Annotated in this window: 20 protein-coding genes; 6 read left to right on the top strand and 14 right to left on the bottom strand. The window is 68.5% G+C overall.

Annotation, left to right across the window (positions count from 1 at the left end; translation table 11 throughout):
• Positions 1-35: 35 nt before the first annotated feature.
• Positions 36-2,156 carry a type IIA DNA topoisomerase subunit B gene (locus tag ACFYP5_RS25715; RefSeq protein ID WP_389040261.1) on the bottom strand — a complete coding sequence of 707 codons (2,121 nt, stop codon included), beginning with the start codon at positions 2,154-2,156 and terminating at the stop codon, positions 36-38.
• A gap of 439 nt (positions 2,157-2,595) precedes the next feature.
• On the opposite strand from ACFYP5_RS25715, the gene ACFYP5_RS25720 reads away from it, so the two are divergent.
• Positions 2,596-2,829 carry a hypothetical protein gene (locus ACFYP5_RS25720; RefSeq protein WP_030927184.1) on the top strand — a complete coding sequence of 78 codons (234 nt, stop codon included), beginning with the start codon at positions 2,596-2,598 and terminating at the stop codon, positions 2,827-2,829.
• Between the two features lie 106 nt (positions 2,830-2,935).
• Here ACFYP5_RS25720 and ACFYP5_RS25725 read toward each other — a convergent pair whose 3' ends face one another.
• The 6 genes from ACFYP5_RS25725 to ACFYP5_RS25750 all read right to left on the bottom strand — a co-directional run bounded on the left by ACFYP5_RS25725 (position 2,936) and on the right by ACFYP5_RS25750 (position 10,919).
• Complete coding sequence (locus ACFYP5_RS25725) at positions 2,936-3,766, bottom strand: S1 family peptidase (RefSeq protein WP_389040263.1); 831 nt, start codon at positions 3,764-3,766, stop codon at positions 2,936-2,938.
• Between the two features lie 130 nt (positions 3,767-3,896).
• Positions 3,897-5,447: an RNA polymerase sigma factor gene (locus tag ACFYP5_RS25730; RefSeq protein ID WP_389040266.1), complete on the bottom strand. Its 1,551-nt coding sequence runs from the start codon at positions 5,445-5,447 to the stop codon at positions 3,897-3,899.
• Positions 5,448-5,770: 323 nt separating this feature from the next.
• Positions 5,771-6,637 (bottom strand): FadR/GntR family transcriptional regulator, encoded by an 867-nt coding sequence (locus ACFYP5_RS25735; RefSeq protein ID WP_389040421.1) that lies wholly within the window; start codon positions 6,635-6,637, stop codon positions 5,771-5,773.
• Positions 6,638-6,818: 181 nt separating this feature from the next.
• Complete coding sequence (locus tag ACFYP5_RS25740) at positions 6,819-8,597, bottom strand: ATP-binding cassette domain-containing protein (protein WP_389040269.1); 1,779 nt, start codon at positions 8,595-8,597, stop codon at positions 6,819-6,821.
• A 111-nt stretch (positions 8,598-8,708) separates the two neighbouring features.
• Entirely contained in the window at positions 8,709-9,473 is a 765-nt protein-coding gene (locus ACFYP5_RS25745; protein ID WP_093777299.1) for an NUDIX domain-containing protein, read from the bottom strand.
• A 138-nt stretch (positions 9,474-9,611) separates the two neighbouring features.
• Entirely contained in the window at positions 9,612-10,919 is a 1,308-nt protein-coding gene (locus ACFYP5_RS25750) for a DUF4192 domain-containing protein (RefSeq protein ID WP_389040273.1), read from the bottom strand.
• Between the two features lie 110 nt (positions 10,920-11,029).
• Here ACFYP5_RS25750 and ACFYP5_RS25755 point away from each other — a divergent pair, with 110 nt between their 5' ends.
• On the top strand, positions 11,030-13,201 hold the full coding sequence (locus ACFYP5_RS25755; protein ID WP_389040276.1) for a RecQ family ATP-dependent DNA helicase: 2,172 nt from the start codon (positions 11,030-11,032) through the stop codon (positions 13,199-13,201).
• A gap of 215 nt (positions 13,202-13,416) precedes the next feature.
• The gene (locus tag ACFYP5_RS25760; protein ID WP_030974080.1) at positions 13,417-14,040 is read left to right on the top strand and encodes a hypothetical protein; all 624 of its coding nucleotides are present in this window, start codon (positions 13,417-13,419) and stop codon (positions 14,038-14,040) included.
• Positions 14,041-14,106: 66 nt separating this feature from the next.
• On the opposite strand, the gene ACFYP5_RS25765 is transcribed toward ACFYP5_RS25760, so the two are convergent.
• The 3 genes from ACFYP5_RS25765 to ACFYP5_RS25775 form a co-directional block, all read right to left on the bottom strand.
• Positions 14,107-14,727: a hypothetical protein gene (locus ACFYP5_RS25765; RefSeq protein ID WP_389040279.1), complete on the bottom strand. Its 621-nt coding sequence runs from the start codon at positions 14,725-14,727 to the stop codon at positions 14,107-14,109.
• A gap of 60 nt (positions 14,728-14,787) precedes the next feature.
• Positions 14,788-15,498, bottom strand: a complete 711-nt coding sequence (locus tag ACFYP5_RS25770) for a ribonuclease HII (RefSeq protein WP_389040282.1) — start codon at positions 15,496-15,498, stop codon at positions 14,788-14,790.
• A 116-nt stretch (positions 15,499-15,614) separates the two neighbouring features.
• On the bottom strand, positions 15,615-16,241 hold the full coding sequence (locus tag ACFYP5_RS25775; protein WP_389040284.1) for a TetR/AcrR family transcriptional regulator: 627 nt from the start codon (positions 16,239-16,241) through the stop codon (positions 15,615-15,617).
• 250 nt (positions 16,242-16,491) lie between these two features.
• On the opposite strand from ACFYP5_RS25775, the gene ACFYP5_RS25780 reads away from it, so the two are divergent.
• On the top strand, positions 16,492-18,042 hold the full coding sequence (locus tag ACFYP5_RS25780; RefSeq protein ID WP_389040286.1) for an MFS transporter: 1,551 nt from the start codon (positions 16,492-16,494) through the stop codon (positions 18,040-18,042).
• A 181-nt stretch (positions 18,043-18,223) separates the two neighbouring features.
• On the opposite strand, the gene ACFYP5_RS25785 is transcribed toward ACFYP5_RS25780, so the two are convergent.
• The 4 genes from ACFYP5_RS25785 to ACFYP5_RS25800 all read right to left on the bottom strand — a co-directional run bounded on the left by ACFYP5_RS25785 (position 18,224) and on the right by ACFYP5_RS25800 (position 22,513).
• Complete coding sequence (locus ACFYP5_RS25785; RefSeq protein WP_389040289.1) at positions 18,224-19,996, bottom strand: DUF4153 domain-containing protein; 1,773 nt, start codon at positions 19,994-19,996, stop codon at positions 18,224-18,226.
• A gap of 183 nt (positions 19,997-20,179) precedes the next feature.
• The gene (locus ACFYP5_RS25790) at positions 20,180-21,091 is read right to left on the bottom strand and encodes an ADP-ribosylglycohydrolase family protein (protein ID WP_327127131.1); all 912 of its coding nucleotides are present in this window, start codon (positions 21,089-21,091) and stop codon (positions 20,180-20,182) included.
• Positions 21,092-21,103: 12 nt separating this feature from the next.
• Positions 21,104-21,763, bottom strand: a complete 660-nt coding sequence (locus ACFYP5_RS25795) for a histidine phosphatase family protein (RefSeq protein WP_389040292.1) — start codon at positions 21,761-21,763, stop codon at positions 21,104-21,106.
• A gap of 144 nt (positions 21,764-21,907) precedes the next feature.
• The gene (locus tag ACFYP5_RS25800) at positions 21,908-22,513 is read right to left on the bottom strand and encodes a YdbC family protein (protein ID WP_389040294.1); all 606 of its coding nucleotides are present in this window, start codon (positions 22,511-22,513) and stop codon (positions 21,908-21,910) included.
• 80 nt (positions 22,514-22,593) lie between these two features.
• Here ACFYP5_RS25800 and ACFYP5_RS25805 point away from each other — a divergent pair, with 80 nt between their 5' ends.
• On the top strand, positions 22,594-23,574 hold the full coding sequence (locus tag ACFYP5_RS25805) for a DUF1152 domain-containing protein (RefSeq protein ID WP_389040297.1): 981 nt from the start codon (positions 22,594-22,596) through the stop codon (positions 23,572-23,574).
• 128 nt (positions 23,575-23,702) lie between these two features.
• The gene (locus tag ACFYP5_RS25810) at positions 23,703-24,239 is read left to right on the top strand and encodes a TerD family protein (RefSeq protein WP_389040300.1); all 537 of its coding nucleotides are present in this window, start codon (positions 23,703-23,705) and stop codon (positions 24,237-24,239) included.
• The last annotated feature ends 112 nt before the right edge of the window (positions 24,240-24,351 follow it).

The following is a 24,351-nucleotide window of genomic DNA, read 5'->3' on the forward strand; positions in this document are numbered from 1 at the left end:
AGTCTCCACCCGTGGGTGGAGACTGCGGCCGCCGGTCATGCGTCGATGCGGGAGCGGTCCAGCGTGGCTGCCGAGTTGGAGATGAACTCCTTGCGGGGCGCGACCTCGTTGCCCATGAGCAGATCGAAGACCTGCTCGGACGATTCCAGGTCGCCGATGTTGATCCGCCGCAGTGTGCGGTGACGCGGATCCATCGTGGTCTCCGCCAGCTGATCGGCATCCATCTCGCCGAGACCCTTGTACCGCTGGATCGAGTCCTTGTAGCGCACGTTCTTCCGCTGCAGCTCCAGGAGCGTCTCCCGCAGCTCGCGGTCCGAGTACGTGTAGATGTACTTGTCCTGGCCCTTCTTCGGCTGACTGAGCTCGATCCGGTGCAGCGGCGGCACCGCCGCGAAGACCCGGCCCGCCTCGACCATGGGCCGCATGTAGCGCTGGAAGAGAGTGAGCAGCAGGATGCGGATGTGCGCGCCGTCGACATCGGCGTCGACGAGAAGGATGATCTTCCCGTAGCGAGCTGCGTCGATGTCGAAGGTCCGGCCGGACCCCGCCCCTATGACCTGGATGATCGCGCCGCACTCGGCGTTCTTGAGCATGTCCGTGACGGACGCCTTCTGGACGTTGAGAATCTTGCCACGGATCGGCAGCAGCGCCTGGAACTCGGAGTTCCGGGCGAGCTTGGCCGTGCCCAGCGCCGAGTCCCCCTCGACGATGAACAGCTCACTGCGCTCCACGTCGTCACTGCGGCAGTCGGCGAGCTTGGCCGGCAGCGAGGAGGACTCCAGGGCCGTCTTCCGGCGCTGCGCGTCCTTGTGCTGACGGGCCGCGATGCGGGTCCGCGCGGCGGCCACCGCCTTGTCCAGGACAGCCCTGGCCTGCGCCTTGGCATCACGCTTGGTGGAGGTCAGGAACGCCTTGAGTTCCTTGGCAACGACATTGGCGACGATCCGGTTGGCCGCCGAGGTGCCGAGCACCTCCTTGGTCTGGCCCTCGAACTGCGGTTCCGCCAGCCGAACTGTGACGACCGCGGTGAGGCCCTCCAGGGCGTCGTCCTTGACGATGTCGTCCTCGGCGACGCGCAGCAGCTTCGCAGAGCGGAGCACCTCGTTGACCGTCTTGGTCACGGAGCGTTCGAAGCCGGTCACATGCGTGCCGCCCTTGGGGGTGGCGATGATGTTGACGAAGGACTTGAGGTTGGTGTCGTACCCGGTGCCCCAGCGCATCGCGATGTCGACGACGAGATCACGCGTGACCTCGGTCGCCGTCATGTGCCCGCGCTCGTCCAGGACCGGCACGGTCTCCTTGAAGGCGCCCTGCCCGGTCAGCCGCAGAACGTCGCACACGGCCTTGTCCTGCGCAAGGTACTCGCAGAATTCGCTGATCCCGCCATCGAAGCGGAACGTCTCCTCGGTCTTGCCCCCACCGTCGAGACCGCGCTCGTCGCGCACGACGATCGTGAGGCCGGGGACGAGGAAGGCCGTCTGCCGCGCCCGCTGGTGCAGCGTCTCCAGACTGAGCTTCGCGTCCTTGAGGAAGATCTGCCGGTCCGCCCAGTAGCGCACCCTGGTGCCGGTGCGCGTCTTCGGCACCCGCTTCCCCTTGCGGAGGCCGTTGGCCGGGTCGAACGGGCTGTCCGGCCCCTGTTCGGTGAAGATGCCCGGAACGCCGCGCCGGAAGCTGATCGAGTGGGTCGCGCTGTTGCGGTCGACCTCGACGTCGAGCCGGGCCGAGAGTGCGTTGACGACGGAGGCGCCGACGCCGTGCAGACCCCCCGACGCGGCGTACGAGCCGCCACCGAACTTGCCTCCGGCGTGCAGCTTGGTCATCACGACTTCGATACCGGACAGGCCGGTCTTGGGCTCCACGTCGACCGGGATGCCGCGGCCGTTGTCCCGGACCTCGACGGAGTTGTCGTCGTGAAGGATGACCTCGATGTGATCGCAGTGGCCGCCGAGAGCCTCGTCGACCGAGTTGTCGATGATCTCCCAGAGGCAATGCATGAGGCCGCGGCTGTCAGTCGACCCGATGTACATCCCGGGGCGCTTACGCACCGCTTCGAGCCCCTCGAGTACGAGAAGGTGCCGCGCGGTGTAGTTGGAGCCGTCTTGGTCTGCTCCGGTCAGCAGCGCAGTGGACGGCACGGACGTATCGGCGGTCACGCGGTTCGCTCCTCGCTGAATTTCAATTGGGGCCCGAGTGGGTAGCGGGCTCGGCTTCGGTAGCCGCTGAGAGCGTACCGAGGCCTGGTAGAGCGGTTGTAACGCCACCCTCGGGGGAATGCTCACACTAGTCCAGCCTCGCATACGCGTTCGATCCCTCGATGGAGTGACGCGCACATCACGTTCCCTTCGAGGCATGAACCATTTAGGCTCCGGGCACGTCCTCATGAACAAACCGGCAAGCCGGCCGGACGGACGACCGACCAAGACAAGCAACGCGAAACCGTAGCGCTACGCAATACGGCATATTCGCCGCCAACCGGCAACAGACAGCCATTTTGAGAAGAAGTTTCGAAGAAAAGCCACGAGCGGGAACGTTTTCGGCCTGGTTGGATGTTGACCCTGGTACGACAGCTCGTCGAGCTAGAGAAGAGGCGACGTGACTACTGTTCTGACCCCCGCGAGCCCGCTGACCGCAGCAGACCGCTGTGACCGTTGCGGCGCCCAGGCATATCTGCGCGTCGTCCTGATCAGCGGCGGTGAACTGCTCTTCTGCGCCCACCACGGTCGCAAGTTCGAGCCGGAACTCAAGAAGATCGCCGCGGAAATACAGGATGAGACGGACCGGCTGACGGCCGTACAGGCCAATGCCGCCGAAGAGGAACAACACTGACACCTCGCATCCACGACGAGCCAGGGTCCGGTTCCTTACCGGTCGACGGGCGCCTCCCCCTGCGAGGGGGGAGGCGCCCGTTCTCATACCCACGGAGTGGTGCCGGTCAGCTACTGCCCGCCATCCACCCGATGGCGGCGGAGATCCGCGTATAGACGCCGGGAGCACCCGGGAGCCCGCAGCCGTTCCCCCAGGAGACCAGTCCGACCAGTCGCCCGCGGGCGACCAGCGGTCCTCCGCTGTCCCCCTGGCATGCGTCGTGCCCGCCCAGCGGTTCGCCCGCACAGAGCATCGCCGAGGCCTTGTACTTCCCCGCCGGGCCCCCCGGATAGGCCCGCTCACACGTGCTGTCCGGAAGGATGCTCACCTGGGCGGAGCGGAGAGATGTCGCAAAGTCACCGCGCCCTGTCGTGTCTCCCCATCCATAGACCACAGCGCCGGCACCCGGCTCATAGGCTTGGTCGGCGGCCTGGGCCATCGAGATCACGCTCTGCCCGGGAAGCGCGTTGGCCAGGGTGAGCACCGCCAGATCGCCGACATTGGTCGTGCGGTCGTATCCCGGGTTGATCCATGTCCCCTTCACCGCGATCTCATGGCCGCCGGTCCCGTTCAGCTCGTCCCTCCCGGCGATGATCCGCAGATCGCTCGCCCGGCTCACGTCGGTGCCGAGCTCCTCCCGGTTCAGGCAGTGCGCGGCAGTCAGCGCCTTCGTCGGAGCCACCATCACGGCGCCGCAGAACTGGCCCGCGCGGGTACCTCCGAAACGGTCACGGCTGGACAGCGCGACGACCCAGGGGCTGTCCTTGACATGAGCGGGCTGCCCACCGATGACAATGCTGTCCGCAGCCGCCGGAACCGGGGAGGCGAGCGGTATCACGGCCGCGGCGGCAGTCAGGGCAAGGACCCCTGTCATGGCGCGGGCGACGGTGCGGAACATGAGTACTCCTGACTCTGTGGTGGATCATGCCCACTCAGAGTCATTCAGCCTGTCGGTGACCGCACCTGCACATAGGCCAAGGGCCCGGTTCCGATGGAAACCGGGCCCTTGGCCTATGTACTCCTGCGACCTAGTCGAGGTAGTCGCGCAGCACCTGCGAACGCGACGGGTGGCGCAGCTTCGACATGGTCTTCGACTCGATCTGGCGGATGCGCTCACGCGTCACGCCGTAGACCTTGCCGATCTCGTCGAGGGTCTTCGGCTGACCATCGGTGAGACCGAAGCGCATCGAGACCACGCCGGCTTCACGCTCGGAGAGCGTGTCGAGCACCGAGTGCAGCTGCTCCTGGAGGAGCGTGAAGCTGACCGCGTCGGCCGGAACGACCGCCTCGGAGTCCTCGATCAGGTCACCGAACTCGCTGTCCCCGTCCTCACCCAGCGGGGTGTGAAGGGAGATCGGCTCACGACCGTACTTCTGGACCTCGATGACCTTCTCGGGGGTCATGTCGAGTTCCTTGGCCAGCTCCTCCGGGGTGGGCTCGCGGCCCAGGTCCTGGAGCATCTGGCGCTGCACGCGCGCGAGCTTGTTGATGACCTCGACCATGTGCACCGGGATACGGATGGTGCGGGCCTGGTCGGCCATGGCGCGGGTGATCGCCTGACGGATCCACCAGGTGGCATACGTGGAGAACTTGTAGCCCTTGGTGTAGTCGAACTTCTCGACCGCGCGGATCAGACCGAGGTTGCCCTCCTGGATCAGGTCCAGGAAGAGCATGCCGCGGCCGGTGTAGCGCTTGGCCAGCGAGACCACGAGCCGGAGGTTGGCCTCCAGCAGGTGGTTCTTGGCGCGACGGCCGTCCTCGGCGATGATCTCCAGCTCGCGCTTGAGCTTCGGCGCGAGCTTGTCGGAGTTCGCCAGCTTGTCCTCGGCGAACAGACCCGCCTCGATGCGCTTGGCGAGCTCGACCTCCTGCTCGGCATTGAGGAGGGGAACCTTGCCGATCTGCTTCAGGTAGTCCTTGACCGGGTCGGCCGTGGCACCGGCGACGGCGACCTGCTGCGCAGGCGCGTCGTCCTCGTCGTCGTCGGAGAGGACGAAGCCCTTGGTCTCGCCCTCGCCCTCCTCCTCGTCGCCCTTGCCTACCTGTACTTCCTCGGTCGCCTCATCGCCGTCGAGCAGCTCGTCGGCGTCCTTCTTGCCGGACTTCTTCGTTGCTGTCTTCTTGGCCGCCGTCTTCTTCACGGCGGTCTTCTTGGCAGCCGTCTTCTTGGCTGCCACCTTCTTCGCAGGGCTGGCCGCGGCGGCGTCCTCGGCCACCACGTCCACGGTCTCGGCCGACGGGGCGGCGGTGGCCGCGACGGTCCTCGTCACGGTCGTCTTGGCCGCGACAGTCTTGGTGGCGGTGCGCTTGACCGGGCTCTTCGCTGCGACGCTCTTGCGGGCGCGTTTCGGCGACTCCGCGGCACTGACCATCAGCGTCACACCCTCTTCCTCGAGGATCTGGTTGAGGCTGCGCAGAACATTCTTCCACTGGGTTGGCGGAATCTGGTCAGCCTCGAAGGCCCGACGCACGTCATCGCCGGCGATCTGCCCATCAGCCTTTCCCCGCTCGATGAGCGCCATCACAGACTCTGACTCGGCGATCTCCGGCGGGAGCGTACGGGATGTGCTGGCCGACACGAACAACCTCTCGGAACGATGGAAACGGCTTCCGGTCCGGCCCCGTAGAGGGCTGGAACCGACGACCGCCGGGCTGGGAATATACCGACGGCGCGGGCTTGGCCTCAGAACTGCACAGCGCGCCCAATGGCTGCTGTATTCCTTCCGCGACGGTCACCTCTTAAGTCATCGCACTGTCTCGAGGAGTGTTACGCCCAATCCGCGTGGCCCGAGTCACACCTCATTTGCGACGAACATGACCAGGAAGGACATCTCCCCACAATTGTGCCGCCGGACCGCGAGGGTCCGGCGACACGTGGTCCGTAACCCTGGCCGCGTTGCGCTCAGTGCTCGCGCGGTGCCGGTACCACTCGCTCCACCTCCGGGTGGACGACGAGAAGTTGGCGCATGGCCGCCTCGGCACCCGTCGCGTCGCCGGTGGCGAGGGCCTCGACGATCCGGGCATGGTGGCCGAGGGACGTCTCGCCGGGACGGTCACAGGCTGTGATCGGACCACCCGAGACCTGCAGGGCGGCGGAAACGATGCCGGAGAGGTGTTCGAGCATGCGATTGCCGGCGGCCTGGATGAGCAGTGAGTGGAACTCGGCATCGGCCCGGGAGCAGGTGATCCCGTCACCCTGGGCGACCGCGTGCCCCATGATCTCGACCATGTCACCGAGGCGCTGCTGGATGTCCTCGCGTCCGTGCCCGGCGGCCAGGCGAGCGGCGAGCGGCTCGATCGTCCATCGGAGCTCACCGAGCTCACGCCGCTGGTCTTCGCGCTGCGGACCGAAAGCTCGCCACTCGATGATGTCGGGGTCCAGCAAATTCCAGTCGCTGACCGGGCGGACCCGGGTACCCACGTTCGGCCGGGCACTGACCAGACCTTTGGCCTCAAGAACGCGCAGTGACTCGCGTACGACGGTGCGGGAGACCTCGAAACGCTGACCGATCTCCTCCGGCACGAGCGGGCGGTCGGCGCCCAGATCACCGGAGACGATCATCTGACCCAGCTGCTGAACGAGTTGGCCGTGGAGGCCGCGGCCGCGGCTCGCGGAGCCCCGTCGGCCCACCCGGCCCAGCTCGGGGTCGGCGCCCTCCCAGGAACGAACGGCTGCATGCTCGCCGGCCGGCGCCTCCGTATAGGGGTAGCGATCGAGATCACCCGAGCCGGCGAGGCCGGGGTCGACGGAGCGGGCGGCGGTCATCATGGTGTGCGCAAGGGTACTCACGCATCCTTTGTCGGCGCGGCCCAGCCACCTCTTGAGGTCTTTGGTGAAAAGCACACGAAAGGGTGATCAGCGCCGGCCCCCCAATTGACGCCTTATCTGCACAAAACGGGCGCTTCTCCGGAGATTTCGCGCCCCTCGGCAGGCCGGCCATGTTCCGCGATCACCAACGAACCCTGCCGCGAAGACTCGTGAACAAATACGCGCAGATCAGGACCGAGAGCGACAACGACAGCGCCACCCCTACCGGCTGCACCAGCATGCGCACGACAACCATCATCCATCGGTCCACCACGTGCGGCCACTGCACCCAGGCCAGCTCGCGGAGCCTGGCCGGAAGTCCGAGCATCGAATGTGCGGTCGGCCCCGTCGGCACCTTCTCCATGAGCGGAACGACGAGCACGGGAACGGCGAGTACCGCGGTAAGTCCGGCGGCCGTCACCCTGAAGATTCCGGCGCCCAGCAGACCGGCCCAGGCGCACCCCACGTTCAGAGCCGCCCAACTCGCCGCAAGGAACGCCGCATTCCGCGGGACACGGATCAGGTCTCCTCCGCGCAAGAGATGGAGGGCTGCCTCGGATGCCATAACGGTCAGCAGCGCGAGCAGCATCGCGACGCCCGCCGAAACGAGCAGCTTGGCCAGCAGCAGACCGATGCGACGGGGAACGGTACCTCGTCCCGCCGCGAGCGCGGGGTAGCGGAACTCGTCACCGAACGAGAGTGCTCCGAGCAGCCCGGCGCCGAATGCGACGGGCGGCAGCGGCAACATCGACGGCCAGGCGGCGAGCACATCGGGGAGCCGTGCGTGGCCGCCGCGGGCGAGCAGGACCGCGAGCCCGGCCGAGACGGCCAGAACGGCAGCCATGATCACCGTCGTCGTTCTGACACCGAAGAGTCGGCGCAGTTCGTAGCGCAGCGGTTGGAGCGGCCCACGGGCCGGACGCCGTCGGACCGTCGGCGGTTCCGACGCGGATGCGGGTGCCGCGGGCCCCGGTCCGGCCTCCGGATCGGTGGCCGAAGGCTCCGGACGAGGTGCAGCGCCTGGCCCGGAAGGGCCGGTGGCGACCGGGCCGGCGTCACCGATCTCGTCGGCCAGTTGATGAACGGGTACGCCGTGACGGAATGCCGTGTCGCCGATCTCCGCGCAACTGCTGCCGTACACCGACAGACAGCTGCTCGCTTCGGCGACCACCTCGACCGAGCGCTGCGCCGCCCGCGCCTCACGGCTGACCACCGTGGCGAGCCGGGCAGCGTGCGGAGTGCGGACAACGACGCGGGGGCGCAGCCGGGTACGGGAGAAGGCGGCGCCGCCCTGGTCGGCGACGAGACGTCCGGAGTCGACCGTGACCACGTGGTCGGCCGCGCGCGCGGCCTCCCTGGGATCGCGAGTGGTGTACAGAACTGTCCCGCCCCGGGCGGCATGGGCGCGGAGCAGCCCGTGCAACCAGTTCTTCTCGTGGGGGGAGAGCCCCTCTCCGGGATCGTCGAGGATCAGTGCATGCGGGTCGCCGAGCAGCGCCACAGCGAGGCCGAGCCTGCGGTCCATGCCGACCGACATCGCGCCGATGCGCTGGTCACGAAGCGCGGCAAGACCGACCGTCTCGAGCAGCTCGTCGGCCCGGGAGGCGGGCACCCCCGCGGCGGCGCAGAGCATACGAAGCTGGCCACGGGCGGTACGAGCAGGGTGACCGGGTACGTCTCCGAGGAGCACCCCCACCTCACGGGCGGGGTACGGGATGCGGTGCAGCGGTCTGCCACGGAAGTAGGTGATCCCCCGCCCTGATTCGATGTCGAGCATCAGACGGAGGGCCATGGTCTTGCCTGAGCCGGGGGCACCGAGGAGCGCGGTGACGGCGCCTGGGCCGGCTTCGAAAGTGAGGTCGTCCACGGCGGGCGGACGGCCGCGGTGGGGGGCGCTGGTGAGTCCGATGGCCTGGAGCATCGCTTCTCTCGCGGAAGGTGAGACCGCTCGGCGGCAGGGTGATTACCGCAGCAACATAACGCGACATTTAGGACTTTTGGCGCAGCACCGGACCGGCGGGCGTTCCGCAGGTCAGACTTCGGGCCTCAGCATCGGCGGATTGAGCACCGTGGCCGCACCGGCTCGGAAGAGCTGGGCCGGACGCCCACCCTGGCGGGTGGTGGTTCCACCGGCGGGGACCAGGAATCCGGGCGTGCCCGTCACCTTGCGGTGGAAGTTCCGCGGATCGAGGACCACGCCCCACACCGCTTCGTACACCCGGCGGAGCTCGCCGACCGTGAACGCGGGCGGGCAGAAGGCGGTGGCCAACGACGAGTACTCGATCTTGGAACGGGCCCGCTCGACACCGTCGGCGAGGATCTGCGCATGGTCGAAGGCCAGCGGGGCCTGCTGCTCGCCCTCGCGACCGTAGCCACCCTCCGGTCCGAGCAGGTCGTCGACGGGTGCCCACCGCGCACTGTTCGCATCGCCGCCCGCGCGGGGGGCGGGCAGATCGGGTGCCAGTGCGAGGTGGGCGACGCTGACGACCCGCATCCGCGGGTCCCGCTTGGGGTCACCGTAAGTGGCGAGCTGTTCGAGATGGGCACCGTTGCCGACGGCCGGGGCTGCCGGGTCGTGGGCGCACAGCCCGGTTTCCTCCGCCAGCTCGCGTGCCGCCGCGGCCCCGAGGTCCTCATCGGCCTTGACGAAGCCTCCGGGCAGCGCCCACCGGCCCTGGAACGGCGACTCGCCACGGCGAACCACCAGCGCGCACAACGCATGGCGGCGCACGGTGAGCACGACGAGGTCGACGGTGACAGCGAAGGGCGGGAAGGTCGACGGGTCGTAGGGCGGCATGCCGTGATCATAGTCGTCTGCCTGACGATAAACACTCCCTTCGTCATGCTCTTCATTCGTTCCGGACCGAGTGCCCCGCGCTGCCCACTCCCTCCACTCGCCTGGCTCCTGACGTCAGGTGCCGCACTGCACGCCCGGTCACGGCTGTCGACCGCTCCTGGTCCCGCCCTGGCCATCCGCCCGCGATTCCCGGGTACGCCTTCGGGCAACCGCCGTTCCGGGACGGACGGAGCGGGGCTGCGCCCTCTTTCTCCTCACGGCCGGCGGGCGTACCGCGCGGGGCGCTGCACTCCGCCCCGTACGGTGACCGCTTCGGTCCGTCCGGCTGCTGCGCTCTCCACGCAGACAACGACGCAGGGTCTCCGGGTCGAGTCCTTGGTTGCATGCCTGGTGGAGAAGTTGGGCAAAGGTGTACTCGGGGTCCGCCTGCAGGGCCAGGCCCAGAGCGACGCGCGCACCCGGTTCGTCGCCGGTGGACCAGGAGACCCAGCCCGTGAGGGTGAGCGGCGCAGCGGCATGCTCCCCGTACGGTCCGACGCAGCGACGCGAGAGTGCCCGCCACAACCGCAAAGCGGATTCCGCTTCCGGCCCCTCCATCCATTCGGCGGCCTTGTCCCGGGTCTCCCGGTCCTGCAGGCCGAGGATCACCGCGGCGGCCTCGTCATGGCTGATCAGGGAGTCGTCCTGGACGTCCGCGGCGGAGGGTGCCGTCGTCGGCGCCTCCCGGAGGCGTTTCATCAGCGCACGAGCGAGCACCAGCGTCTCCCGGGCCACCTCCTTGCGACCCTCTTCGTCGAGGATCCTCGGCACCAGCGCGGCGCCCGCCGCGTCCAGAGCCTGTGGCTGATCCGCCACGGACGGGGTCTTCAGGGGCGTGAGCCTGGCTTCCATCTCCCGCAGAGATCCCCGCACTTGAATGCCCGCATAGGTGGCGGCGGCAGCCATCACCGAGGTACCGGGAAGGGAAAGCGAGTTCCCCTCGGCCGGACAGCAGCGCGGGTCGGGGCAGCAGTAGGACCAGTAACGGCCGTCGGAGAGGCAGAGCGCTTCGAGTACGGGTACCTCGAGCGTTCCGCAGGCTGTGCGCAGACGTTGAGCCAGCGGGCGCAGCCGCTCCATCACCTGGCCCGGAGTCTCCCCGTCGGCAGGATCCTGACAGAGAAAGATGACGATCGCGTCGGGACGCTCCCCGCGCCGCTCGCTGCCCTTGACCAGACACTCGGCGAGCTGCTCAGCGGTGGACGGCCATTCTTGCGGTGACTGCGGAATTCCGAGCCTGAGCCGACCGCCGAAGCGACCGCGGCCGCCGTGCAGGGCGACCATGACCACGCTGTCGTTCGGATAGAACCCCATGAGATACGGGAGGGCATCGGCGAGTTCGGCGGGCCCGCGCAGAGTGATCTGCTGTTCGTCGGCCGGCCCGGTGGATTCGTGGTGCTTGTTCATGGGACGACCGTCCCGCGAGAGGCAGAATTCCGCGACCCCCTGTGGATAAGTTATCCACAGGGCCGCGCGGTCGTTCGCGGTTTGTCACAGCCATCGGGTTGCATGGGGACATGACCAACGCAGACCGCGCAGAGCTCAGGGCTTCGGCCGATTCCGTACTGGCCCGACTCGTCGGGGACACCACCGACACTGCCCGGCTGCGCGAGGACCAGTGGCGGGCCATCGAGGCACTGGTCGCGGACAGACGCAGAGCGCTGGTCGTCCAGCGCACCGGCTGGGGCAAGTCCGCCGTGTATTTCGTCGCTACCTCGCTGCTGCGCGCGCAGGGCAGTGGCCCGACGGTGATCGTCTCGCCGTTGCTCGCACTGATGCGTAACCAGGTAGCGGCCGCCGCCCGGGCCGGGATCACCGCCCGCACGATCAACTCGTCCAACACCGAGGAGTGGGACACCGTCCAGGCCGAGGTGGCAGCAGGGGAGGTGGATGTGCTGCTCGTCAGCCCCGAGCGGCTCAACAACCCTGACTTCCGGGACCAGGTCCTGCCCCGGCTCGCTGCCGCAACCGGGCTGCTCGTGGTCGACGAGGCACACTGCATCTCCGACTGGGGCCACGACTTCCGGCCGGATTACCGTCGGCTGCGGACCATGCTCGCCGATCTGCCGGCGGGCGTACCCGTACTCGCGACGACCGCCACTGCGAACGCGCGGGTGACCGCGGATGTCGCCGAGCAGCTCGGTACGGGGGCGGGTACGGACGCACTGGTGCTGCGTGGGCCTCTCGACCGCGAGAGTCTGAGCCTCGGCGTGCTCCAACTGCCGAACGCCGCACACCGGCTGGCCTGGCTGGGTGATCATCTCAAGGAGCTCCCGGGCTCCGGGATCATCTACACGCTCACCGTCGCGGCCGCCGAGGAGATCACGGCGTATCTGCGCCAGTGCGGCCACACCGTGGCCTCTTACACCGGCCGCACCGAGAACGCAGACCGGCAGCAGGCGGAGGACGATCTCCTGGCCAACCGGGTCAAGGCCCTGGTCGCAACGTCCGCGCTCGGTATGGGATTCGACAAACCCGACCTCGGCTTCGTCGTGCACCTCGGCTCCCCCTCCTCCCCCATCGCCTACTACCAGCAGGTGGGCCGCGCGGGCCGAGGCGTCGAGCATGCCGAGGTGCTGCTGCTCCCTGGCAGGGAGGACGAGGCGATCTGGCAGTACTTCGCATCGGTTGCCTTCCCCCCGGAGGAGCAGGTCCGGCGGACGATCGATGTGCTCGCCCAGGCCGGCCGGCCGCTCTCGCTGCCCGCTCTGGAGCCGCTGGTCGAGCTGCGGCGCACCCGCCTGGAGACGATGCTCAAGGTCCTGGACGTCGACGGTGCGGTCAAGCGGGTGAAGGGCGGCTGGATCTCCACGGGTGAGCCCTGGATCTACGACTCCGAGCGCTATGCCTGGGTGGCACGCCAGCGGTCCGCCGAGCAGCAGGCGATGCGCGACTACGCAACGACGACCGGCTGCCGGATGGAGTTCCTCCGTCGCCAGCTGGACGACGAGGAAGCTGCGGCGTGCGGACGCTGTGACAACTGCGCGGGTGCGCGCTTCGACGACCAGGTGTCGACGGCCGCTCTGGACACCGCCCGGGGCGAGCTCGGCAGGCCGGGCGTGGAGGTGGAGCCCCGCAAGATGTGGCCGACCGGTCTCGCCGCGGTGGGTGTCGACCTCAAGGGCCGTATTCCGACGGGCGAACTGTCCTTCTCCGGGCGCGCCCTCGGCCGGCTCTCGGACATCGGCTGGGGGAACCGGCTGCGTCCGATGCTGGCGGCGCAGGCGCAGGACGCCCCGGTACCCGACGATGTGGCGAACGCGGTGGTGACAGTGCTGGTCGACTGGGCCAAGGGGCCGGGTGGCTGGGCGTCCGGCACCGCCGATGCCGCACCCCGGCCCGTCGGCGTCGTCACGGTCGCCTCGCACAGCAGACCGCAGCTCATCCAGTCACTCGGCAGCCGTATCGCGGAGGTCGGCCGGATGCCACTGCTCGGCAGCGTCACCTATGCGCCAGGAGCGGACGGGGTACGGATCTCCCGGACCAACAGCGCGCAGCGGGTGCGGGCCCTGCACGAGACGCTCGTCGTCGAGCCGGAGCTGACCGAGGCGTTGGCGTCGGCGGGGGGCCCGGTGCTGCTCGTGGACGATCTCTCGGACACCGGTTGGACGCTTACCGTGGCATCCCGGCTGCTGCGCCGGGCCGGGGCGGAGGGAGTGTTTCCGCTGGTCCTCGCTGTTCAGGCGTGACACGGGGCGTCATCCGTCCACTATCTGGGCAGGGATATCCGTGTCATTCCGGCTGATTCCCGTCAGCCTCGCCAATTGCTCGTTGCCGCCTGCCGATACGCCAGGGAGAATTGAACTCGCTCCCCGCACGGTCCTTTCGCGGCCCGGAAGGGCTGTGCCGCGGTGCGCCCCCACCCGACCCTGCCCGCACCGTGGGCGCATGCGAAGGGAGGACCGTGACCTTCGGATTCGCTCCGTCCGCAGCCACTTCGGTGTCCGCCGACTCCGCCAACCGCCTTGCCAGAATGCTCGAACCGGCCGAATGGGCCGCTGCGGGCATACCGTTGCTGCGCAGCCCGCGCGAGGTCGTCAGCGGACTGCACGCCCGGCACCGGCCGACTCCGGCAACTGCCGTCGTCGCCGTGCTCGACCATGAGGAACGCCTCACGGCCAGCGCGTCGTTCACCCGTCGCTCCGTGGCCGCGGACGGCTGGGAGTTCCGTAACGCGCTACTGGCGCATCTGCGCCGGGTCATCCCGCACGATCTACGACGCCGCACGCCCGTCCGGACTGCGGTACTGCTCTACTGTCGCGAGGGGGACGAGCGGTGGACGGAGGAGGACGGGGCGTGGATGTGGGGTCTGCGAGACGCCTGCACCCTGCACGGCCTTCGGTGCGGCGCGTACATCACGCTGACCCATGGCGGGTGGCAGGTGCTGGGTGAGGGTCGCGGTGGCCGTCGGCCCAACTCCACGTCTGCGCCTTCGTCTCTCGCCGACACCGTGGGCGAGCACGACCCGTTTCCGCTTCGTACCGGTGGCGGGGCGACGGAGGCACTGCGCCGTACCGCCGCCCGCTGACCCGAGCCGTCGGCCCGGCCGCCCTGTCGGGCAGCCGGGTCACCACGGTCGTACGCGCCGAACGGCTCAGACGCCGACGCCGAGCACGGAGTTGATCTGCTGCGGGTCACCGCAGACGATCAGCAGCGTCCCGGCGCGCTTCTGCGCGAGAAGCAGCGCACGGGCGGCGGCCTCATCGGCCGCTCCGTTGACCGCGACGATCACCACGGGACGCGCCTGCACCCGGTCGGCGCCCACGGCACCGGCGAAGAAGACATCCTCGCCGGCCTCGTGCTGGGCCCAGTAGGCGGCCTCTCCGAAGGAGAGCTCGTGCGCGGCCCACGGGTGATGTTCACCGGTGGTGAGCACCAGGATGTCGCCCGGCGCGCGTCCGGAGTCGAGCAGCAGATCGACTGCCTCGTCGGCGGCGTCGAGCGCACCGCCGGCCGAGGCCGGGATCAGCTGGATCTGCGGCGCGGAACGGCTCTCCGAGCGGGCCGCCTGGGAGTGACCGGCGGTGGGGTGCGGGCGCTGCGCCGGGGGCGCGGGCCTCGCGGGACCGGGACCCGGACGACCGGGGCGCGGCATGGCCGCGGAACGCGGACCGGGTACGGGACGGGGGGTCGGCGCGGTACGGCCTGCGGCCGGAGCGACGCGGGGACCCTGGACGCTCTCGTGAATCTGAGGCTCCTCGGGGATGGGAGGCATGGGTGGTTGTCTATCAAATGCCGACGCAATGAGCATCAGCGGGTGGGCACAAATGCGCGATCAGAAGTCGAAGCCGAGCTGGCCCCCGCTTTCCAGTGCAGCCGCCTCGGCGGAGAAGCGGACCTTCTTCAGGTGCTGCCACTTGGGCAGCGCGTCGAGGTAGGACCACGAGAGGCGGTGGTGGGGCGTGGGTCCCAGCGCCTCCAGAGCGGCCTTGTGCACGGGGGACGGGTAGCCGGCGTTGGCACCGAAGGCGAAGGCGGCGTACTCGCCCGATTCCGCACCCAGTTCGGCCATCATCGCGTCCCTGTGGACCTTCGCGATCACCGAGGCGGCCGCGACCGCGACACAGGACTGGTCGCCCTTGATGACGGTTCGGACCGTCCAGGGCTCGCCCAGGTAGTCGTGTTTGCCGTCGAGTATCACCGCGTCGGGGCGTACGGGCAGCGCTTCGAGGGCGCGGACAGCGGCGAGGCGCAGGGCCGCGGTCATCCCGAGGTCGTCGATCTCCTGCGGCGAGGCTTCTCCGAGACCGTAGGCGGTGACCCAGCCCTCGAGCAGCGGCGCCAGCTCGGCGCGGCGCTTGGGGCTGATCAGCTTGGAGTCGGTGAGTCCGGCAGGAGGCTTGCGGAGGCCGGTGACGGCCGCACACACGGTGACCGGTCCCGCCCACGCTCCGCGTCCGACCTCGTCGACACCGGCGACGGTCTTGGCACCAGTGGTAGCGCGCAGTGAGCGCTCGACGGTGTGCGTGGGTGGTTCGTACGGCATGGCGCCAGCCAGCGTACGCCGACGTGAACGCCGAGAACACCCCGGGGCGCCGGACCGTCGTGCTGTCCGTGTCGCCCTCACCGGGATGCTCACGGCCCGGCCGCCGGCCGTCGCGTTCAGTTGTCGTAGGAGCGGAACAGCGGCACCACGACCTGATCGATCATTTCGGCGAGCTCCGTGTCCGTCCATTCGCTGCCGCACACCTTGCTGCGGTACATCATCATCGCGGGGATCACCTCGAAGGACAGCTCGCTCATGGCATCGGAGCGGACGTCGCCGCGCGCGATACCTCGGCCGACCACCTTCCGGAGGAGCTCGGTCGACGGCTGGATCACCCCTTTGAGAATCACCGCCTGGAACCGCTCGGCGGATCCTGCGTCGCACTCGTGAAGTACGGAACGCAGCGCACATCCGGGCTTGGAAAGCATGGCGTCACGCAGCCGCCGGCAGAGTTGGTAGAGATCTTCGCGAACGCTGCCGAAGTCGGGCGCCTCATCGAGCGCCGGCAGGGCCGTCTGCAGTGCTTCGACCACCAGGTCCTCCTTCGAGGGCCATCGCCGGTAGACCGCCGCCTTCCCGGTCTGGGCCCCGGCGGCGACGCCCTCCATCGTCAGCCCGTTCCAGCCCACCGTGCTCAGCTGCTCCAGGGCGGCATCGAGGATCGCGCGTTCCAGTACGGGCCCACGGCGGCGCGGTGACGCCATCGACGGCCGAGCGGCGGCCGCCGAGCGCGAAGTAACCATCAGCTTTTCTCCATCGAAACAGGTCGGACGGTGGGGCCGTCGGGACGGTGAGGCGGATTCAGACATCGAGGCGGACCAAGACACATCGGAACCGATCGCCATCGGACCGAGCAGGACCGGACCGAGCGATTCCGCTCACACCCCGGCAACAGCAGCTTCAGTGAACGCTTGCGTTCACTGACGGGGACTCACTACCGTTGACGAGACAGTGAACGCTTCCGTTCACTAATTCACTTGTGGGGGATCCATAGTGACAACCTCTCAGTTGGAAGCACAGAGTCCGCCGGGCGCGGCCCGACGGCAGGGGCGACGGGGGATCGCCCTCACGGTCATCGCCGCATGTCAATTGATGGTTGTGCTCGATGCGACGATCGTCAACATCGCGCTTCCGCATATCCAGGGCGCGCTCGGTTTCTCCACCACCGATCTGTCCTGGGTCCTCAGCGCCTACACGCTCACCTTCGGTGGACTGCTGCTCCTCGGCGGCAGAGCCGGTGACATCCTCGGCCGCCGCCGGGTCTTCATAGCCGGAATCCTGGTCTTCACCCTTGCTTCCCTGTTGGGCGGACTGGCCCAGGAGCCCTGGCAACTGCTCGCGGCCCGGGCCCTCCAGGGCGTCGGTGGAGCCATCGCCTCACCGACGTCACTCGCCCTCATCACCACCACGTTTCCCGAGGGTCCAGAGCGGAACCGCGCGTTCGGAGTCTTTGCCGCAGTCTCGGCGGGCGGCGGCGCGATCGGCCTGCTAACCGGCGGAATGCTCACCGAATGGCTCGACTGGCGTTGGGTCTTCTTCGTCAACGTACCGATCGGTGTGCTGATCGCGGTCCTGGCACCCATGTACATCAACGAGTCCGAGAGGCATCCCGGCCGCTTCGACGTCTCGGGCGCACTGACCTCGACCCTCGGTATGGCCTCGCTGGTGTACGGATTCATCCGGGCGTCCGAGGAGGGCTGGCGGGACTCCCTCACCGTGGGGTCCTTCGGCGCCGCGGTGGTACTCCTCGCCGCGTTCGTACTCATCGAGATGCGGGCGAAGGAACCGATCACCCCACTGCGGATGTTCGCCGACCGCAACCGGTCGGGGACGTACCTCATCATGCTCAGCCTGGCCGCAGCCATGGTCGGCATGTTCTTCTTCATCGTCCTGTTCGTACAGAACGTGCTGGACTACAGCCCCATCGAGTCGGGTCTGGCTTTCCTGCCCGTGACCGTCGCCATCATCACGGGCGCAGGCCTGTCGCAGCGGCTGCTGCCGGTGCTCGGCCCCAAGCCGTTCATGATCACCGGTTCGACACTCACTGGAATCGGCCTCTTCTGGCAGACATTCATCTCGTCCGACAGCTCCTACGTGAGCGGGGTGCTCGGGCCGATGTTCCTGTTCGGCCTCGGTATGGGCCTCAACTTCGTCACGCTGACACTGACCGCTGTCTCCGGGGTCGCGCAGCACGAGGCCGGTGCGGCCTCCGGACTGCTCAATGCCAGCCAGCAGGTGGGTGGTTCGCTGGGGCTGTCCATCCTGGTGACGGTCTTCGGCACGGCGAGCCGCAACGAGGCGGAGAAGCAACTTCCGTCGTTCATGGCACAGGCCACGCCGGAACAGAAGGCGAAATTCGCCGAGACGCACGAGTTGCCCGCGCGCTGGGGACACGAGGTGCTCACGCAGGGCATTTCGACGGCGTTCACGGCAGCCGTGGCGATGGCGGCACTCGCCCTGCTGACCGCGGTGTTGGTGATCCGGGTACGCAGGAGCGATCTGGATGCGTTGAGCGGCAAGGCGTCCGCGGGTGGCCCTGCCTGAGGGGTGTCGTACGCCGGTGCGAGCACCGGTGCGCTGGGCGGCGCGCAGACAGAATCACGCGCGCCGGCGCAGGTGCAGGCCGTCCACGAGGATGCGGCCTGCACCTGCCCGGATCGCCGGGTACGGCTCAGCGATCCGGATCAGTACGGGTCCTAGGGGGCTTCATCAGTAAGCGGCTTCATCAGTACGGGTCGTACGTATCGTCTTCGTAATCGTCCCGGTCACCGCTGTCCTCACCGCTTCCAAGGCCCGCGCAGTCCGTCACGAGAGCGTTCGCGCTCCGGTTCTCCAGAATGTCGCGTGCCCGCGCCTCGCCCCAGCTGGTGGCGTACCAAGGAGTGTCGGACCCGCGCAGCGTGCGCTGGATCTCGCCGAGGGCGCAGGACCGCAGGGGTTCGGGCAGTGTGTCGAGGGCCGGTACGGCGTCGGCCGAGAGGCCACTGAGGTAGTCGATGTCGATCGCGTGATCGTTGCGGTAGCGCTGAACGTTCTGTTCCGCGATCAGCCCGTCGGGCGAGACCAGACCGAACACGAGCACACCGACGGCCGCGCTCGCCGCCACGGCGCGCGGCAGCAGCCGGGCCCCGAACACTCCCGCCGCCATGATCAGGATCAGCACCACGCCCAGCCACAGCTCCACCGCGGCCACGGATATGCGCAGCCTGGTCAGGCCGTACGCATCGACGTACAGCTCCATGCGCCGCAGCGCGGAGGCCACCACCACAAGGGTGAGCAGGCACAGCGCGCCGAGGACGATCCGCACGAGAGTGCGGTCGCGCGCTTCACCGCGAGGGGCCCAGCGCAGGGCGAGCGCGATCACGAGGAGGGTGAGCAGCGTCGCCCACAACAATTGCCAGAAGCCCTGGCGGGCGTATGCGGAGTAGCTGAGATCGGTCTCGGCCATCACCTTGTCGTATCCGCCGAGCAACACGGTGAGCTGGATGGCGATGAAGACGGCGAAGAGCAGATTCAGCACGATGAGCGGAAGCGCCCACTCCAGCCGGCCTCGGGCCTTGCCTGCCCGCACGGTGATGCGGTCCCAGTGGATGGGGGCGGCAGCGGTGTAGGCAGCACTGAGCGCACCGACCAGCCCGACCAGGAAGAGGAAGACCCGCCAGGGGCTGTCGCCCAGCGATACATCCGGCATCAAATTGCCGAGCACATCGGCGAACGCGGCATCCGCGCTCGCGAACAGTGCTCCGAAGACGATGAGCAGGACAACGGCCACCGTGGTGGACCGGAAGGCGACGCCCCATCGGCCACGAGAACCAGCCATCCGGTCGCGAATGCCCAGCCCGCCCCATCTCACTCCTTCGACGGCGGAGGAGAACAGGCCGACCGAACCGAGGAAGACCCCGAGCCAGCTGCGGCTGCCGTGCAGGGTGAGCGAGCCCAGCGCGACGGCTGACACCACAGCGAGGAAGGTGGGCCACCCCGCGTCCCGGAGCGCCGGGACGATGAGCAGTGACAGACCGCCCAGCGCCCAGACAGCGGACCAGGGGCGGAGCCGGCGACCCGCGGCCTCTGCGGCGAAGAAGGCCGCGAGCGCGGCGGGAATCGCGACGATCAGCAGGTTCAGGCCGAGACCGTCCCCCAGCAACAGACCGCTGAGGAGCCCGGTGGCCACGACCGACCAGAGCGTGGCGTTGCGGATGGCTACCGGCGGGGCCGGGCGCAGTCGTGCAACCGTGCCGGGCTGCTGCTGGCGGCTCTGCCAGGGGTTGGGCGGCGGATGTGGTTGCCATCCCTGCTGCGCGTACGCCGGGCTCTTCGGCGGCTCAGGGACGGCGTCGCCGGAATCGGGCACGCTCGGGGCCGCGGAGTTGCCGGGCGACTCGGACGGCACCGACGGTTCCGGCGACTTCGAAGACTCCGGTGTCGCCACCGGTTCCCGCGGGCGGGACGACTCGGGCGCCTCTGGCTTCCGGGACGACTCTGACGTGTGATCGGACATGGGACCCCCTCCCACCGAGTTCCGCTCACACAGCTGCCGAGCAGCGCGAGCACCTCGGCTCTCATTCGGCGCACGACCGTCATGATGATCATTGACGGCGGCGTGGCCGAAAGGGTAGCCCCCTGGTACCGCTCGCAGACGTGCGCGGCAGGGATGTGGCAGTACCGTGACAGTCGAGACGTGTCAGCTGCGACCAGGCCGGGGAAGCCAGCCCGGCAGCTCTTCCGTCTGTGCCGACCAGGCGGCCGGCGGAGCCCCGGCCTTGCTTGCCGCGATGACCCCGCCGACGATTGCGCAGGTCGTGTCGACATCGCCACCGGCCTGAGCGGTCACCCAGAAGGCCTGCTCGAAGTCGCCGAGGCTCCGTGCCGCCGACCAGAGGGCGAACGGCACTGTGTCATGTGCACTTGTACGACGGCCGTTGCCGAGGACCGCCGCGACGGTTCCGGCATCGCTGTAGTCGAGCATGTCGCGCGCCCGCCGCAGCCCGGCGCCCACCGCACTGCGCGGCACGAGGGCGATGACCCCGTCGAGGAGATCGGTCGGCGTCGGCGGCCCGCCGGGCGCGGCGGCGAGCGAGGCGGCCGCCGCGACAGCCATCGCCCCCACGACGGCCTCGCGGTGCTGATGCGTGGTGTACGAGGAGATCTCGGCCTGGTGCGTGGCCTGCTCCGGGTCGTCCGCGTACCACGCGCCGAGGGGTGCGATACGCATGGCCGAACCATTGCCCCAGGAGCCCTGGCCCTGGAAGAGCGCGGACGCCAGCTCACGCCAGTCGCTGCCCTCCCGGACCAACCGCAGCAGCCGGTTCACAGCAGGGCCGTATCCCCGGTCGAAGTCGTGGTGATCGGCGAACGAGTGGGCCAGCGCATCCTGGTCGATGCGGTTGTGCCCGGCGAGCACGGCCAGGACGGAGCAGGCCATCTCCGTGTCGTCGGTCCATTGCCAGGGGCCGAGCGGCAGTGCGCACTGCTTCAGCAGTGGATAGTTGGCGGGCACAAAGAACTGGGAGCCCAGAGCGTCCCCCACGGACAGCCCCCGCAGGCTGGCCAGGGCGCGTTCGAAGCGTTGGGCGGAAGCGGAGTCAACGGTCATCGCCTCTCCACTCTATCCGGTGATCCCGTAGGGCTCAGGAGTACGCCACCGCTCGAATGGCCGGTCAAGCGTGTACCGCCCGTCCTCGCCGAGCATCAGCATGCGTGTCTCTCCGTTGCGCGGGTTGGACAGTGACTCGAACTCGGCCACCGACCAGTGGAACCACCGCATGCAGAACAATCGCATCGTCAAGCCATGAGTGACCAGCAGAACGTTGGGCGGATGGTCAGGGTCCTCGAAGCTCCGGTACAGGCTTTCCAGAAAGGCCCCGACCCGGTCGTACACATCGGCGCCGGACTCCCCCTGCGCGAACCGGTAGAAGAAGTGTCCGTACGCGTCCCGGTAGGCCTTCTGCAGTCTCACGTCGTCCCGGTCCTGCCAGTTCCCCCAGTCCTGTTCGCGCAGCCGTGGCTCCTCGCGCACCCGCACGCGCTCGAGGTCGAGCCCGAGGGACCTGAAGGTCTCGTGCGTGCGGCGGTAGGGCGAGACGTACACGCTGACCCGCTCCCTGCCGAAGAGGTCGCGCAGCCGTGCCCCCGTCTCCCTGGCCTGCCGCAACCCCGTCGCGGTGAGCCTCAATGCATGGTCGGGCTCACGTTCGTACACCGTGTCATCGGCATTGCCCTCGGACTCGCCGTGCCGGACGAGGACAATGCGTTGCGGTCGTGCCATGTAAAGACCCTAGATCGATTCCGGTCCATTCGAGCAGTTGTCCGGAATCCGTCCCATGCATGTTGCCGGCGGAGCAGGGCCCAGGACGTCCGGCACGCCCGCCCGGGACCCGCCGTTCAGGGGCCGGCCCGAGGTACCCGAGGATCACACCGTCCAGGACGGGTCGAGCTGCACGACGTCCCCCGCCAGCGCCGCCACATCGCCCTCGGTCCCTGCTCGCTGCGAGAGCCTTTCGACACTCCCCGGCCGGTACTTGCCGCGCTCGGCGCTCGACTGCCACATCGACAGCACCAGGAACTCGTGCCCCGGCGCCTCGCCGAACACCCCACGCAGCATGCCGGGAGAGCCGGCCATCGCCGGGTTCCACACCCTCTCCTGCATCAGGGCGAAGTGTTCCACCCGGTCCTCGTGCACCCTGCTGTGCGCCACTCTGACCACATCCGCATCGGTGAAGCGCGGCTCGAAGCCGGTCTTCACATCGAAGCGGTAGTCGAACAGTTTGACCTGGATGTCGCTGTACGTTCCGGACTGTGCGGCAGCCAGCCGGTCGTGCGCACGCGCCATGAACGAGTCGTAGAAGACCCGGTTCTCCCAGAACGCGAACACATGGGCTACCTCGGGTCGCCCTCGGCTCCAGCCACCAGCCTGTCCCCTGAACCCCGGCTCACCGAGCAGTCCCGACCACCTTCGCTGCCCCCGCTCGAAACCGCGACGATCCATCACAGTGCAGCGAATCCACTTGACCAGCACCGAGCCATCGTACGGCGCCGGACGTGGCGCGGGTCACGCTCTGACGGAGTACGTCCGAACCAGGCGCCGTGAATCGCAGAATGATCTCCATGACGACCCCGCCCGCCAACTCTCTGTCCGCCAACACCCTGTTCGCCCGCCTCGACTCCGCGGAACGAGTCCTCGTCGCCGGGGCGGGCGGCGGCTTCGACATCTACGCCGGGCTTCCGGTGGCGCTCTCCCTGCTGCATCAGGGCAAGGACGTCCAGCTCGCCAATCTCTCGTTCAGTTCTCTCGAAGGCCTCCCCGTCGATGCCTGGCTCGCGCCCGATGTCGCGGTGATCACCCCCGAAACATCCCTCCACCAGCCGTACTTCCCGGAACGCACGCTCGCCCAGTGGCTCGAACTGCACCACTACCCGAGCACCGTGCACGCCTTCGCCCGGGTGGGAGTGCAGCCGCTGCGGGCCGCCTACCGGGCGTTGATCGAGCGGTACGACATCGACGCGGTCGTCCTGGTCGACGGCGGTACGGACATCCTGATGCGTGGCGACGAATCCGGGCTCGGCACCCCGGAGGAGGACCTCACCAGTGTCGCGGCGCTGGCCGGAATCGACCTACCGGAGCGCCTCGTTGTCTCCATCGGCTTCGGAATCGACTCCTATCACGGGGTGAGTCACGGACTCGTCCTGGAGAACATCGCGGCCCTGGAACGCGATGGCGCATGTCTGGGTGCCTTCTCCATCTCCCGTGCGACCCGCGAGGGCGCTCTCTTCGTCGACGCGGTCGCCCATGCCCAGAAGCACACCCCCGACCACCCGAGCATCGTCAACGGATCAATCGCCGCGGCGGTGCAGGGAGCCTTCGGGGACGTCCAGTTCACCTCGCGCACACGGGGCAGCGAGCTGTTCATCAACCCCTTGATGTCGCTCTGCTTCGTCTTCGAACTGGAGGGGCTGGCCCGCAACTGTCTGTACCTCGACCGCATCGAGCACACCCACCTGATGCGCCAGGTCAGCAGCGCGATCGAGCTCTTCCGCGAGGAGGTCAGGCAGCGTCCGCCGCGCCGTATCCCGCACTGAACTGCACAGGAATCGATATTGGCCCGATTCCACCGCCCGATACCAAGCCGGTTGGCTCCACGGACAGTTACGGACATGATCGGGTGGTACGACCGGTCCGACGGCCCAGCGGCAAGGAGGGAAGTCCGATGAGCACGCCCAACAAGGACCTCGCGAAGGTCGAAGTCAGGCTCAAGTGGGACCCAAGTCCTCCGGGTGCCCCCGCCCATGACCTCGACATCATCGCCGCGACCTACCCCGCGGACGAGCCGTACGGAAGCCCCTCGTATCTCGTGCACTTCGACAGCCGTTCGCCGGACGGCACAATCATGCTGAACCGCGACAGCAGGACCGGCCAGGGGCTCGGCTTCGACGAGGTGATGACTCTGGAGCTGAACCGGCTGTCGGACGCGTACGCCCGCGTCGTCGTCGGGGTCGCCATTCAGCAACGGGACGGCCGAAGGACTTTCGACGACATAGCAAGCACCGGCGTGCAGATTCGTGAGGGCTACACGAATCTGGCGGAGGACGACTTCTCCTCGGTCGGCGGCGCCACCGCGGCAACGGTGGCCGAGTTCGTCCGGGGCGGCTCGGGTGGCTGGGAGTTCCGCGGAACGATCCGGGGCTTCGACGGCGACCCCGGTTCGTTCGCCGCGACGATGGGAAGCCGCACGCCCGGAACGTGACACCTCGGCCCGCCGCTCCTGTCGCGAGCCGACTCGTCGAGCACCGCAGCACGCACAGAGCCGAGCCCCATTCCGTGCGATCCGAGGCATCGGGCACCACCGCTGGGTCAAG

It is taken from the genome of Streptomyces sp. NPDC005262 (assembly GCF_042872425.1).
GTDB lineage: Bacteria > Actinomycetota > Actinomycetes > Streptomycetales > Streptomycetaceae > Streptomyces.